The organism is Hydrogenophaga sp. T66 (genome assembly GCF_057219855.1).
On the sequence record NZ_JBXVVX010000001.1, the window covers coordinates 139042 to 152439 of the forward strand.

Genomic DNA, 13398 nt, shown 5'->3' on the forward strand with positions numbered 1-13398 from the left:
CCGGACCGCCCGCCATGGACGTCCGCGACCATTTCCTCAGCCTCGCGCGTTACCACGCGTGGGCCACCGAGCGCCTGCTGGCCGCGGTGGCCCACGTCGACGAGGCCGACTACCGCCGCGACCTCGGCCTGTTCTTCCGCAGCCTGCACGGCACCCTCAACCACCTGCTCGTGACCGAGGCGCTGCTGTGGCAGCCGCGCTTTGCGCGCGGCCTCTCGCCGGTGGTGGCGCTGGACCTGGAGGCCGAACCCGACCGCGCCCGGCTGGCGCAGGCGCTGCTCGGCGGCGCGCGCGCCTGGGAGCGCCTGATCGCCGACTGGCCCCTGGGTCATTTCGGCGGCCACCTCGCCTACACCTCGATGCGTGGCCAGGCGGTGCGCCTGCCCTTCGGCGCCACGCTCGCCCACGTCTTCAACCACGCCACCCACCACCGCGGCCAGATCACCGCCGCGCTCACCCAGCTCGGGCAGCCCGGCCCGGAGCTGGACCTCGTGTATTTCCTGCAAGGCATGCCGGCGCGGTGACGCGCGGGCCCCGGAGACTTTCATGACCGACACCGTGCTCGACGTCAGCCGCCCGCGGCCCCACGTGGCCCACGTCTGGCTCAACCGCCCCGACGTGCGCAACGCGTTCAACGACGCCGTCATCGCCGCGCTCACCGACACCTTCGCCACCCTCTCGCGCGAGCCCGACCTGCGGGTCATCGTCCTTGGCGCCCACGGCAAGGCCTTCTGCGCCGGGGCCGACCTGAACTGGATGAAGGCCATGGCCGGCTACTCGTGGGAAGACAACCGCGCCGACGCCCAGCGGCTGGCCGACATGCTCTGGACCCTGGACCAATGCCCGGTCCCGATCGTGGGTCGCATCCAGGGTGACTGCTACGCCGGCGGCATGGGGCTGGCTGCCGTGTGCGACGTGCTGGTGGCGGTCGAGGGCGTGACCTTCTGCCTGAGCGAGGCCCGCCTCGGCCTGCTGCCGGCCACGATCAGCCCCTATGTGGTGCGTGCCATGGGCGCGCAGGCCGCGCGCCGCTACATGGTCACCGCCGAGCGCTTTGACGCCGCCCGCGCGCAGGCGCTGGGCCTGGTGCACGAGGTGGTCGGCGCCGAGGCGCTGGATGCCACCGTGCAGGGCGTGGTCAACGCCATCGTGGGCAATGGTCCCGCCGCCGCGCGCGCCTGCAAGGCGCTGGTGCGCGACGTGGCCGGCGCGCCGGTCACCGCCGAACTGCGCGCGGACACCGCCCGCCGCATCGCCGACATCCGCGCCAGCGACGAGGGCCGCGAGGGCCTGTCGTCCTTCCTGAACAAACGCGCGCCCGGCTGGCTGCCCGCCGCCTGACGCGCCGCCCCCGACGCCCCGCCGCACGGCACCGCCATGACCGACGCGCTCGCCACCCTGGGCACCCCGGAGCTGCTGGCCCTGGCCGCCGCGCTCGGCTGGGCCAGCGGCCTGCGCCTCTATGCCGCCGTGTTCCTCACCGGCGTGGCCGGCGCGATGGACTGGTTCGCGCTGCCGCCAGGGCTGACGGTGCTGCAGCACCCCGCGGTGCTGGTCGCCAGCGGCTTCATGCTCATGGTCGAGTTCTTGGCCGACAAGCTGCCCTTGATCGACTCCATGTGGGACCTGGTGCACAGCGTGATCCGCGTGCCGGCCGGGGCGGCGCTGGCGGCCGCGGCGCTGGGCGCCGATGGCCCGACCATGGCCGTGGTCGCGGCGCTGCTGGGCGGCACGCTGGCCGCCACCAGCCAGGCCGCCAAGACCAGCAGCCGCGCCGCCATCAACGCCTCGCCCGAACCGGTCAGCAACGTGCTGGCCAGCTTGCTGGAAGACGGTCTGGTGGTGGGCGCCTTGTGGCTGGCCATCCAGCATCCGCTGGCCTTTGGCGTCGCGCTGGCGGTGGTGGTCGTGCTGATGTGGTTGCTGACCGCCTGGCTGTGGCGTTTCCTGCGCGCCGCGTGGCGGCGCCTGACCGGCGGATGGGCTCGCGCCTGACACCCATGCACGCCAGCGACCTGCCCCACGACCTGCAGCGCCGCAGCCTCGCGGCCGTGTGGCATCCCTGCACCCAGATGGCGCGCGCCGCGCAGGTGCCGCCGCTGGCGGTCGCCCGCGGCGACGGCCCCTGGCTGATCGACACCGCCGGCCGACGCTATTTCGACGCCATCAGTTCGTGGTGGGTCAACCTGTTCGGCCACAGCGATCCCGGCCTGATCGCCGCCATCGAGGCGCAACTGCGCACGCTGCCGCACGTCATGCTCGCCGGCTGCACCCACGAGCCGGCCGTGCGACTGGCCGAGCGGCTGGCCGCGCGCACCGGCGGCGCGCTGGGCCACGCGTCGTTCGCCAGTGACGGCGCCAGCGCCGTGGAGATCGCGCTCAAGCAGAGCTTTCACAGCTGGCGCAACCGCGGCCGCACCGCCAAGCAGCGCTTTGCCTGCCTGCGCCACAGCTACCACGGTGAAACCATCGGCGCGCTGGCCGTGACCGACGTGGCCGTCTTCCGCGACGCCTACGACCCGCTCCTGCGCCACGCGCTCATCATCGACGCGCCCGACAGCCGCACCGGCGACGAAACCGCGGCGCTGGCGGCCCTGCGCGAGACGCTGGAGCGCCACCACCACGAGCTCGCCGCGCTCATCGTGGAACCCCTGGTGCAGGGCGCCGCCGGCATGGTGATGCATTCCCCGGACTACCTGCGTGCCGCGCGCGCCCTGTGCCGCGCGCACGACGTCCACCTGATTGCCGACGAAATCGCCGTCGGCTGCGGCCGCACCGGCCGCTTCTTCGCCTGGGAGCACACCGAGCCCGCCGGGCCCGCCGACTGGCCCGACTTCGTCCTGCTGTCCAAAGGCATCACCGGCGGCACCCTGCCGCTGTCGCTCGTGCTGACCACCGACGCGGTGTTCCAGGCCTTCTGGTCCGACGACACCGCCCGCGGCTTCCTGCATTCGCACTCCTACACCGGCAATCCGCTGGCCTGCGCCGCGGCCAACGCGGTGCTTGACCGCTTCGACGCCGGCCAGCTGGCGGCCAACGCGCGGCAGGCCGCGTGGCTGGCCGAGGCCTTCGCGCCGCTGAGCCGCGACCCCCGCGTGGCCCACCTGCGCCAGCGCGGCACCATCCTCGCCTTCGACGTTCCCGCCGCGCCCGCCGGGTTCGCCGAACGCTTCCACCTCGCGGGCCGCGCGCGCGAACTGCTGATCCGCCCGATCGGCCGCAGCGTGTACGTCATGCCGCCTTATTTGATCGACGCCGCGCGGGCCAACTGGCTGGCCGCCGCCGTCCGGGACACCCTTCACGATGTGGTTTGACCATTGCCAGACGCGCCTGCGCGCCCTCGACACCCAGAGCCTCACGCGCCGCCTGCGCGTGGCCGACAGTGGCACCGCGCCGCGCCAGCGCTGGCGCGACGGGGGCGGCGCGCGCGAGCTGCTCATGTTCTGCAGCAACGACTACCTCGGGCTGGCCGCCCACCCGGCGCTCACCGCCGCGCTGGCCGAGGGTGCGCTGCGCTGGGGCGCGGGGGCCGGTGCCTCGCCGCTGGTCAGCGGCCACACGGCCGCCCACGCCGCCGTCAGCGCGTGGCTGGCCGACCGCTTCGAGGCGCACATCCCCCAGGCCCGGGCGCTGGGTTTCTGCACCGGCTACATGGCCAACCTCGGCGTGCTCACCGCGCTGGGCGACGCCGACGCCGAGCTGTTCTGCGACGACCTGAACCACGCCTCCCTCATCGACGGCGCGCGCCTCGCGCGCGCCACCGTGGTCCGCTACCCGCACGGCGATGCGGTGGCCCTGGCCGACCGGCTGTCGAGGAGCCACGCGCCGCGCAAGCTCATCGTCACCGACAGCGTGTTCAGCATGGACGGCGACATCGCCCCGCTGCGCGCGCTCCTGGCCCTCGCCGAGGCCCACGACGCGCTGCTGCTGGTTGACGACGCCCACGGCTTCGGCGTGCTGGGCCACGACGGCCTCGGCGCGCTGCAACACGCCGGCCTGCGCAGCGAACGGCTGGTGCTCGTGGGTACCCTGGGCAAGGCGGCCGGCGTGGCCGGCGCCTTCGTCGTGGCCCACGCCACGATCGCCGAGTTCCTGCTGCAGACGGCCCGCAACTACATCTTCTCGACCGCCGCGCCGCCGGCCGTGGAACACGCGGTTCTCGCGGCGCTGCGCCTGATCGTGTCGGACGAGGGCGCCGCGCGCCGACAGGCCCTGGGCGAGCGGGTGGTGCAATGGCGTGTCGGCGCGCAGGCGCTGATCGACCGCCACCCGCGCAGCGGCTGGCGGCTGCTGCCGTCGGCCACGGCGGTGCAGGCGCTGGTGGTGGGTGACAACGCCACCGCGATGGCGGTGTCGGCCGCGCTCGAAGCGCAGGGCCTGCGTGTGCCGGGCATCCGCCCGCCGACCGTGCCGCCCGGCACCGCGCGCCTGCGCGTGACGCTCTGCGCCACCCACACCGAGGGCGACGTGCAGCGCCTGCTCGACGCGCTCGAACCCATCGCCGCGCGCAGCCGGCGCGTGGTGGAGACCCTGCTGTGATGCGCGGCCTGTTCATCACCGGCACCGACACCGAGATCGGCAAGACCACCGTCACCGGCGGGCTGGTCCACGCGCTGCAGGCCGCCGGGCGCCGCGTGGCCCCCGTCAAGCCGCTGGCGGCCGGGCAGGCGCTCGACGCGCACGGACGCTGGTTCAACGACGACGTGCGCCACCTGCACCGCGCCCAGACCCTCGGCCTGAGCGAGGCCGAGGTCGGTCCGTTCCAGTGGCGCACGGCCTGCGCCCCCCACATCGCGGCAGCGCTGGAAGGCGCGGCCATCGACCGCGCGGCGATCCTCGGTGCGGTGCGTGCCACGGCGGCCCGGGCCGACCTCGTGCTGGTTGAGGGTGTCGGCGGCTTCCGGGTGCCGCTGGCGCCCGGCTGGGACACGGCCGACCTCGCGGTGGATCTGGGCCTGCCGGTGCTGCTGGTCGTCGGCCTGCGCCTGGGCTGCCTCAACCACGCCGCGCTCACCGCCGAGGCGGTGCGCGCCCGCGGCATGCCGCTGGCCGGCTGGGTCGCCAACGCGGTGGACCCCGCCATGCCCCACCTCGCCGACAACCTCGCCGCCCTGCGCGCCGCACTCCCCGCGCCGTGCTGGGGCGTGGTGCCGCGACTGCCCGATCCCGCCCCGCCCGCGGTGGCGGCCCACCTGACCCTGGACCACGCGCCCGCGTGGCGCTGAACGACGGAGAACCCCATGTTCCACAAGATCCTGATTGCCAACCGGGGCGAAATCGCCTGCCGCGTGGCCGCCACCGCGCGCCGCCTCGGCGTGAAGACCGTGGCGGTGTATTCCGACGCCGACGCCCGCGCCAAGCACGTGACCGCGTGCGACGAGGCGGTGCACATCGGCGGGTCGGCGCCGAAGGACAGCTACCTGCAGTGGGAGCGCATCATCGCCGCCGCCCAGGCCACCGGCGCGCAGGCCATCCACCCGGGCTACGGCTTCCTGAGCGAGAACGAGGCCTTCGCCGACGCCTGCGCGAAGGCCGGTCTGGTCTTCATCGGCCCGCCCTCGTCGGCGATCGAGGCCATGGGTCTGAAGGCCGAGTCCAAGCGCCTGATGGAAAAGGCCGGGGTACCGCTCGTGCCCGGTTACCACGGGGCCGACCAGGACCCGGCCCTGCTGCAGCGCGAGGCTGACCGCATCGGCTACCCCGCGCTCATCAAGGCCAGCGCGGGCGGCGGTGGCAAAGGCATGCGGGTGGTCGAGAAGAGCGAAGACTTCGCCGCCGCGCTGGCGAGCTGCCAGCGCGAGGCCCGCAACAGCTTTGGCAGCGACGCCGTGCTGATCGAGAAATACGTGCAGCGCCCGCGCCACATCGAGATCCAGGTGTTTGGCGACGCCCACGGCAACTGCGTCTACCTGTTCGAGCGCGACTGTTCGGTGCAGCGCCGCCACCAGAAGGTGCTGGAAGAGGCACCCGCGCCCGGCATGACGCCCGCGCTGCGCCAGCGCATGGGCGAGGCCGCGGTGGCCGCCGCGAAGGCGGTGAACTACGTGGGCGCCGGTACGGTGGAATTCATCGTGGAGCAGCCCGAGGGCTACGACCACCCCGAGGCCATGCGCTTCTATTTCATGGAGATGAACACGCGGCTGCAGGTGGAACACCCGGTGACCGAAGCCATCACCGGCCTGGACCTCGTGGAATGGCAGCTGCGCGTGGCCAGCGGCGAGCCGCTGCCGCGGCAGCAGCACGAACTGCGCATGCACGGCCACGCCATCGAAGCGCGCCTGTGCGCCGAAAACCCCGACAACCAGTTCCTGCCGGCCACGGGCACGCTGCAGGTCTACCGGAAGCCGGCCCACGCCGCGTTTCAGCGCGACAACGGCAGCGGCGGCCCTACGGCCGGTGTTCGCTTCGACGACGGTGTGCGCGAGGGCGACGCGATCAGCCCGTACTACGACTCGATGATCGCCAAGCTCATCGTCCACGGCGACACGCGCGAGCAGGCGCTCGCCCGGCTCGACGCGGCGCTCGCCGACACCCGCATCGTGGGCCTGGCCACCAACGTGCAGTTCCTGCGCCACATCCTGGCCACGCCGTCGTTTGCCCAGGCGCGGCTCGACACCGCGCTCATCCCGCGCGAGGCCGACCGCCTGTTCCACCAGACCCGCGTGGACGCCGGCACCGCGATGGCCGCCGCCGTGGCCCACACACTGCTCGCCGAGCGAGCCCAGGCCGGCGCCGACCCGCTGTCGCGCCGCGACGGTTTCCGCTCCCACGGTCTGGCCACGCGGCGTTTCGTGTTCGCATGGGGGGAGGAGCGCCGCGAAGCGCTGCTGACCTACGGCCGCGAGGGCCGCCTCACCCTGCGCGATGGTAGCCATGAACACGCGCTGGCCTTCGAGCCGCTCGAGGGCGGTCGCATCGATCTGCGCTGGGCGGGTCACCGCGTGGTGGCGGAGGTCTGGGCGCAGGGCGAAACCCTGCATGTCTTCACGCCCGCCGGCGCGGTCACGCTGGTCGAGATAGACGAGCTGGCCCACGCCGGCGAGACCGAGGCCGAGGGCGGCCGACTCACCGCGCCCATGCCGGGCAAGGTGGTGTCCTTCGCCGTCCAGGCGGGCGACGCGGTCAAAAAGGGCCAGGCCCTGGCCGTGATGGAAGCCATGAAGATGGAGCACACCATCACCGCGCCGGCCGACGGGACCGTGGCCGAGCTGCTGTTTGCGCCGGGCGATCAGGTTGGCGACGGCGCCGAACTGCTGCGCCTGACCACCGCCTGATTCCCGCCGCGTCCGAGCGCGCGCGGCGGCGACTGACACGCCCGCCGCGCCGCGCTAGGCTGCCGCCCATGCGAATCACCCTCTGCCTCACCGCCAACAAGCCCGAGCCCTGGCAGGCCGGTCTGCGCGCCGCGCTGCCCCAGGCCGACGTCGACATCTGGCAGCCCGGCGCGCCCGCCGCGCCCGCCGACTATGCCGTCGTCTGGGCGCCGCCGCAGGCCTTCATCGACGCGCAACCGGGCCTGCGCGCCCTGTTCAACATCGGGGCCGGCGTGGACGCGCTGCTCCCGCTGCGCCTGCCGCCGTCCCTGCGCGTGGTGCGGCTGGACGACGCCGGCATGTCGGTGCAGATGGCCGAATACGTGTGCCACGCCCTGATCCGCCACTTCCGCGAGTTCGACGGCTACGAGGCCGACGCGCGCGCCGGGCGATGGTCGTACCGCAAGCCCCGCGAGCGGGCCGACTGGCCGGTCGGGATCATGGGCCTGGGCGTGCTGGGCGAGCGGGTGGCGCGCGCGGTGGGGGCGTTCGAGTTTCCGGTGCACGGCTGGAGCCGCACGCCCAAACGCATCGAGGGCGTGGTCTGCCACCACGGCGCCGATGGGCTGGACGGCTTTCTGGCGCAGTGCCGCGTGCTGGTGAACCTGCTGCCGCTCACGCCCGAGACCGAGAACCTGCTCGACCGCCACACCCTCGGCCGTCTGCAGCCCGGCGCGGTGCTGATCAACGTGGCCCGCGGCGGGCATGTGGTGGACGAGGACCTGCTGGCTCTGCTGGACAGCGGTCACCTCGCCGGCGCCACGCTCGATGTCTTTCGCACCGAACCCCTGCCCGCCGACCACCCGTTCTGGCATCACCCGCGCATCACCGTCACGCCCCACACCGCTGCCCGCACCCTGCGCGCCGAGAGCATCGCGCAGATCGCGCACAAGATCGCGGCGCTGGAGCGCGGCGATCCCATCGCCGGCGTGGTCGATCCCGCGCGCGGTTACTGAACCGGGCCACCGACCTTGCCCCTCCCCGCCCCATCACCCCGCCTTGCCCCTGGAGTTGTTCATGTCCCTGCCTTCCCACGTCCAGCTGGTTGACGTCGGCCCCCGCGATGGCCTGCAGAACGAGAAACAGCCCGTGCCCGCGGCGGTGAAGATCGAGCTGGTCCACCGCCTGCAGGCCGCGGGTCTGCGGGAGATTGAAGTCACCAGCTACGTCAGCCCGAAGTGGGTGCCGCAGATGGCCGACAACCACGAGGTGATGGCGGGCCTGCAGCGCCAGCCCGGCGTGCGCTACGCCGTGCTCACGCCCAACCTCAAGGGCTTTGAGGCAGCGCTGGCCGACCGGCCGGACGAGATCGTCGTGTTCGGGGCCGCCAGCGAAGCGTTCAGCCAGAAGAACATCAACTGCTCCATCGCCGAGAGCATCGAGCGCTTCGCACCGGTGGTCGAGGCCGCGCTTGCGGCCGGCATCCGCGTGCGCGGCGCCATGAGCTGCACGGTGGGTTGCCCCTACGAGGGTGACATCGCGCCCGAGCGGGTGGGGCGCCTGGCCGGGCTGATGAAGTCCATCGGCGTGCAGCGCGTCGACGTGGCCGACACCATCGGCGTGGGCACGCCGCTGAAGGTGCAGCGCGCCATCGAGGCCACGCTGGCCCACTACGCGCTCGACGACCTCAGCGGCCACTTCCACGACACCTATGGCCAGGCCCTGTCCAACACCCTGGCAGCGCTGCAGCTGGGGGTGTGGAACTTCCAGTCCTCGGTGGCCGGTCTGGGGGGCTGCCCCTACGCCCGGGGCGCCACCGGCAACGTGGCCACCGAAGACGTGGTGTACCTGCTGCAGGGCCTGGGCATCGAGACCGGGATCGACCTCGACGCCCTGGTGGACGCCGGGGCCTTCATCAGCGAAGCCCTGGGCCGCCCGACCGGCTCGCGCGTGGGCCGGGCGCTGCTGGCCAAGCGGGCGGGGTGAGGGGGCCTGACCGGCGCCTCACTGCTTTTCCGGAACGTGCAGCACCGCGCAGGTGATGAGGGTGTCGAACCAGTCCGGTGTTGTCATCGCCGGAAAGGCCTCCCCATTGTTCTGATCGAATGGGTCCACGCGCGAGTCGTTACGGCGTTGCCACAAATGGACCGACACATCAAACGCGTAGCCGCTCTGGCTGGAGCCGGTGACATGTAGGGCCAAGGCCTGATCTGATCGCAGCAGGGTGCGTCGGTCGTTAGTGGTCAAGGCTTGCACAGGTGTGCAATAGCGCTGGTGGAATCGATCCCGGACGGCCGCCCATTGGGACATCGGCATCGGACAGGCGATCACGCCGCCCAGCTTTCGCCCGGGCGTCAACGCCTCTTGCAGTAGGAGATCGCTCAGGCAGCGTTCGAACCGGGAAAGGCGTTCGGCTGCGGCCTGGACCGGTTTGATGGCGGTGCGCAGGCCTTCCAATTTTTCATTGACGGCGCTGAGTGTGACTTGCGCCAGGCTGAGACTGATGGTCCGCTTGGGGGCGTTGATGGCAGTCAGTGTGGTGGTGACGGAGGAGAGCGCTTCGGTGGCCTGCTGGGTGGGGGTGTTGAGTTCGGCCGGAGGGTGACCGCCACCGCTGGTCAGCGTTTTGACCAGCGCGAGGAGGGCGTTTAGGTCGTCGCGCAGGTACTCGGCCGATTGAGCAATGCCAGTCCAGATGATGGCGTCGACCTGGGGTTGGGTGAGCTGGAGACTGTCGCGTCCCTTCGGCGCCTTGATGCCAGCCCGGTTTCTGTCCTGCGCGAGCAGTTCTGTGTCCAAAACCAGGGCTTGTTTGGTGTCCTTCAGGAGCTTGCCGGCCATCTGTTTGTCGGTCACCGGTCCGTTGATCCAGCGGACGAGTCGATCCACCGGCCACGTGTGTGCCGGGGTGTCGGCGGATGCCGCAGAAGGGTTGGCGCTCAAAGTAATGGACGGCGCAGTGTCGGCCGCCTTGCCGGCCAACCAGCGGGACCGCAGGGCGAGACGCTCATCGGCACCTTGCTTGTTGTGGCGCTCCAAAATGTCTCTGGATCGCCGCAGTTGCGCTGACCAGGGCTGCGCTTGTACGGTGACCAAGTAGGTTCGCGTGAATCGGTATGTTGAGGCGACGCTGGCCTGGATCAAGCTGTCGACCATGTCGAGAATCCAGTTGGCGAGCTCGTTGGCGTCTGGCACCGGTTGACTGCTTCCTTGCTCGGCGATCGTCTTGATGACCTTGCTCATCGGTTGGCAAACCGCGTACAGAGGGATGTCTCCCCGAGGTTGACTGACCAGTCGCATGGCCAGCAAACGCAGAAATCCGGCATGGCCCGACTGGTTAACTTTCTCCGCGCTGTCGACGAACATCCGCCGGTTGACAGGACTGAGCGAGAAGACAGTTCGGCGGATCAGGCTCAGCATCAGCGCCTCAATGGTCTCGGTTTGAGGCAGCGCCAGGGCTTTAGGTGCCGGTGCGCCAAAGAAGATCTGCTGCAACCGCTTCAGTTGGGCATTGATTGTCTTGTGGGGCTCGACGGTCTTGGCGTTGTCGTGGAACCCTTCGCGCATCCGCGCGATCAGATCGACGTTGTAAAGCGGGCGCGTGCTGGGGGACATCAGCATCGCGGCGCTGAACAGCTTGTCTACAGCCGCCTTGGTGTTTACCCCGGCCTGTGTCAGTTCAGCGAAATACTCTTCAATGTCCGCTCTGACCTTGGCCGCTCGCACTAATCCCAGCTCTGGCGGGGAATGCATGGTCAAAAGCACGTCAGCAGCGTGATCCAACAGATCGTCGGGTACCCAGGATGCTGCAGGTGTGAATGCCGTGCCGAACAACGCACCCAAACCGCGGGGCAAATCCATGGCCTTGATTTTGGCGCTCCATGCGCCGGTCCGACGATTCACGATCGACGGCTCAATCGCTGGCGCATCCACGCAGTCCCAAGGTGGAATCACCACCACCAGCTTTTGCGATGCCTCGTCCCATTCAAACCAGCCAATCATGTGAAGCTCCGTGACGTCAGGGTGTTTCAGTGTCTGGGGCCTGGCGGTCGCCGTCGATCCGCTCGACCGCCCAGCGGGGTGACCGATCCGGCTTCAACCAGCGCTTTGCACGTGCAGCACCGCGCAGGTGATGTAGGTGTCGAACCAGTCGTCGGTGTTCATGGCGGTCCAGGGGACGCTCGCTTGCCCTGGGCCGCTGAGGCGGCCGGGGCGGCGTTGCCAGAGATGCACCGACACATCAAACAGGGCGCCGCTTTGGCTGGAGCCGGTGACGTACAGCGCGAGGGCCTGGTCGGGGCGCAGGGGATACGGTGTGCCGTCGGCGTCCAGTTGTCGCGTGGTGGGCCACCAGGCGCCGTGGTAGGCGTCGGCGACCCAGGACCAGTCGCGCTGCTGGAGCGGGCAGGCGATGCGTCCACCCTGGCGCCGGCCGAGCGCCATGGCCTCGGTGGCCAGGGCCTGTCGCAGGGCGGCATCGAAGCGTTGGCGCAGTTGCTGCTCGGCGTGTGCCGTTTGCACGGACCGCCGCAGTGTTTGGGTGAAGGCCTCCGCCTCGAACAGCGCGTGCCGGGCGTCATCGTCCGCGAGCCGTCCTTGACACACGGCTTCCAGCCGGTCGTGCATCGTGTGGATGTCAGCGCCGGGCGGCACGATCAAGCCTTGCACGCGAATGCGCGTGACCATGTCGTCGAGGTCGCCCAGAAAAAAGCGCGCGGTGTCGGCCAGGGCGTCGCTCACCAGCGAGGTGACTTCACCGTCTGACATGGCTTCCTCACCCGCGGCGGCGACCTCCTGGCCGGCTGCTCGCGGCGTTTGGGGCGTCCTGGTCGCCTTGCCCACGGTGACGCCGCGGGCGAGTGCGGCGCGGTCCAGCCGCCGAGGCGCTTTCTCGACCACGGGTCCTTCGATCCACCGGACCAGCCGTGCCACCGACCAGGCGTGGGGCATGGGGTCGTCGGTGCTGGCCGCGAGGGCGAGGGGCTGGGTGGTGGTGGCTGGGGTGGTCGGGGTGGGTTTGGGCGGCGGGATGCGGTAGTCCTGCGAAGCCACCAGCTGGTCCATGGTCTTCAGCGCCAGGGCGTTGAGGTCATCACCGACCGGGCCAAAGGCCACGCCGCGCCGTGTGGCGTCGAGGCTGGCGCGCCAGATGGCGTCCTGTCGCGCGGCGTAGGCCGCCCGCGCGCTGTGACACTCGGCGTCCGTTTCGGCCTCGATGAGTTCGATCAACGCGGGGCCCGATGCGGGGGTGGACAGCGCGCGGTCCAGCACCGCGGCGATCGACGCCTGCAGTGCGCAGGCCTCCATGCCCAGTTTCGTGATCTGGTCCACCGTGGGGGTCAAGGCCTGGCCGGCACGCCGGGCCACCAGATCGCGCAGCATGGCCATCCACTGGGCGCGGGCCGCCACCGGAACGAAGAAATAGTGCTCCCACAAGACCACCGACAGCCGGAAGCTGCCCTCCCGGGACCGATTTCCGGTGGAGTCCAGTTCCCGGGCGAGGTCGCGCATCACGCGGCCGAGCTTGGAGTCCGGTGCTATCTTGCTGACGTCCACCACGGGTTTGCCGGGCGGCTCGCTGTCGAGCCACATCTCCAGGCCAGACACCAAGCCTTGCACGCACAGGTCCAGGGACGCGTCGGGGACCATGGTGGCGAGGTCGCGCAGGTGGTTGAGCTGCGCTGCGGTCGGCGTCCGGGCGGCCTCGGTGATGTGGTGGCTGCTGATGATCTGGTTGATCCGGGCCTCGCGCTGGCTCCGGTGGGCGGGGTCGGCCAGCCGGTGGGCCATGGCCAGGTACAGGTAGGGAAGGATGCTGTCCTGGCGCCCCGGTCGGGGGCCCGCCTCCCGCGTCAGGGGGTTTTCGTTCTTGTGCATGTGTTCAATCGCCAGGGCGAAAGACAGCAGGCAGCTCCGGTGTTCCCGCTGCGCCGACGCGTCCAGACCCGCGGTGGTCTGCTTGATGACGACATCGACCAGGTGAGTTCGATATTCCACATGGTCTTGCGGCAGCTTGGCCACCGGCGCCACATCCAGGAACTCGCTGTAGAAGTCGACCAACCATTGAATCTTGGGCGACGTGACAAACGTGAGGTAGGCGTACATCGGTCGGGCGGCGGCGTTGGGAATGGGGCCACTGTGGGGA

General features: G+C 70.8%; 11 protein-coding genes. 9 read left to right on the forward strand and 2 right to left on the reverse strand.

Annotated features, from left to right (window positions below; genetic code table 11):
- Positions 1 to 14: 14 nt before the first annotated feature.
- From AC2D80_RS00595 to AC2D80_RS00635, 9 genes are all read left to right on the forward strand, one after another.
- Positions 15 to 524, forward strand: a complete 510-nt coding sequence (locus AC2D80_RS00595; RefSeq protein ID WP_484631030.1) for a DinB family protein — start codon at positions 15 to 17, stop codon at positions 522 to 524.
- 22 nt (positions 525 to 546) lie between these two features.
- A complete protein-coding gene (locus tag AC2D80_RS00600) occupies positions 547 to 1341 on the forward strand; it encodes an enoyl-CoA hydratase/isomerase family protein (protein ID WP_484631031.1) in 795 nt (264 codons plus the stop codon).
- A 36-nt stretch (positions 1342 to 1377) separates the two neighbouring features.
- A complete protein-coding gene (locus tag AC2D80_RS00605) occupies positions 1378 to 1995 on the forward strand; it encodes a DUF4126 domain-containing protein (protein ID WP_484631032.1) in 618 nt (205 codons plus the stop codon).
- Between the two features lie 5 nt (positions 1996 to 2000).
- Positions 2001 to 3314 carry an adenosylmethionine--8-amino-7-oxononanoate transaminase gene (gene bioA, locus AC2D80_RS00610; RefSeq protein ID WP_484631033.1) on the forward strand — a complete coding sequence of 438 codons (1314 nt, stop codon included), beginning with the start codon at positions 2001 to 2003 and terminating at the stop codon, positions 3312 to 3314.
- Entirely contained in the window at positions 3304 to 4539 is a 1236-nt protein-coding gene (locus tag AC2D80_RS00615) for an 8-amino-7-oxononanoate synthase (RefSeq protein WP_484631034.1), read from the forward strand. The genes bioA and AC2D80_RS00615 overlap by 11 nt, the downstream gene beginning before the upstream one ends.
- Positions 4539 to 5225, forward strand: a complete 687-nt coding sequence (gene bioD / locus AC2D80_RS00620) for a dethiobiotin synthase (RefSeq protein ID WP_484631035.1) — start codon at positions 4539 to 4541, stop codon at positions 5223 to 5225. The genes AC2D80_RS00615 and bioD overlap by 1 nt, the downstream gene beginning before the upstream one ends.
- Before the next feature lie 15 nt (positions 5226 to 5240).
- Positions 5241 to 7274, forward strand: a complete 2034-nt coding sequence (locus AC2D80_RS00625; RefSeq protein ID WP_484631036.1) for an acetyl/propionyl/methylcrotonyl-CoA carboxylase subunit alpha — start codon at positions 5241 to 5243, stop codon at positions 7272 to 7274.
- Positions 7275 to 7342: 68 nt separating this feature from the next.
- On the forward strand, positions 7343 to 8269 hold the full coding sequence (locus tag AC2D80_RS00630; RefSeq protein ID WP_484631037.1) for a 2-hydroxyacid dehydrogenase: 927 nt from the start codon (positions 7343 to 7345) through the stop codon (positions 8267 to 8269).
- 61 nt (positions 8270 to 8330) lie between these two features.
- Positions 8331 to 9239 carry a hydroxymethylglutaryl-CoA lyase gene (locus tag AC2D80_RS00635; protein WP_484631038.1) on the forward strand — a complete coding sequence of 303 codons (909 nt, stop codon included), beginning with the start codon at positions 8331 to 8333 and terminating at the stop codon, positions 9237 to 9239.
- 18 nt (positions 9240 to 9257) lie between these two features.
- Here the strand turns inward: AC2D80_RS00635 and AC2D80_RS00640 are convergent, their stop codons facing one another.
- Together AC2D80_RS00640 and AC2D80_RS00645 are read right to left on the reverse strand one after the other, a co-directional pair.
- Positions 9258 to 11255, reverse strand: a complete 1998-nt coding sequence (locus AC2D80_RS00640; RefSeq protein WP_484631039.1) for a hypothetical protein — start codon at positions 11253 to 11255, stop codon at positions 9258 to 9260.
- A gap of 93 nt (positions 11256 to 11348) precedes the next feature.
- Positions 11349 to 13358: a hypothetical protein gene (locus AC2D80_RS00645; protein WP_484631040.1), complete on the reverse strand. Its 2010-nt coding sequence runs from the start codon at positions 13356 to 13358 to the stop codon at positions 11349 to 11351.
- Positions 13359 to 13398 lie beyond the last annotated feature (40 nt).

Excerpts from the sequence above, each read along its gene's own strand:
- AC2D80_RS00615 (WP_484631034.1), top strand. The coding sequence starts at position 3,304 with ATGTGGTTTGACCATTGCCAGACGCGCCTGCGCGCCCTCGACACCCAG.
- AC2D80_RS00595 (WP_484631030.1), top strand. The coding sequence starts at position 15 with ATGGACGTCCGCGACCATTTCCTCAGCCTCGCGCGTTACCACGCGTGG.
- AC2D80_RS00625 (WP_484631036.1), top strand. The coding sequence starts at position 5,241 with ATGTTCCACAAGATCCTGATTGCCAACCGGGGCGAAATCGCCTGCCGC.
- bioD (WP_484631035.1), top strand. The coding sequence starts at position 4,539 with ATGCGCGGCCTGTTCATCACCGGCACCGACACCGAGATCGGCAAGACC.
- AC2D80_RS00640 (WP_484631039.1), bottom strand. The coding sequence starts at position 11,255 with ATGATTGGCTGGTTTGAATGGGACGAGGCATCGCAAAAGCTGGTGGTG.
- AC2D80_RS00600 (WP_484631031.1), top strand. The coding sequence starts at position 547 with ATGACCGACACCGTGCTCGACGTCAGCCGCCCGCGGCCCCACGTGGCC.
- AC2D80_RS00630 (WP_484631037.1), top strand. The coding sequence starts at position 7,343 with ATGCGAATCACCCTCTGCCTCACCGCCAACAAGCCCGAGCCCTGGCAG.
- AC2D80_RS00645 (WP_484631040.1), bottom strand. The coding sequence starts at position 13,358 with ATGTACGCCTACCTCACGTTTGTCACGTCGCCCAAGATTCAATGGTTG.
- bioA (WP_484631033.1), top strand. The coding sequence starts at position 2,001 with ATGCACGCCAGCGACCTGCCCCACGACCTGCAGCGCCGCAGCCTCGCG.
- AC2D80_RS00605 (WP_484631032.1), top strand. The coding sequence starts at position 1,378 with ATGACCGACGCGCTCGCCACCCTGGGCACCCCGGAGCTGCTGGCCCTG.
- AC2D80_RS00635 (WP_484631038.1), top strand. The coding sequence starts at position 8,331 with ATGTCCCTGCCTTCCCACGTCCAGCTGGTTGACGTCGGCCCCCGCGAT.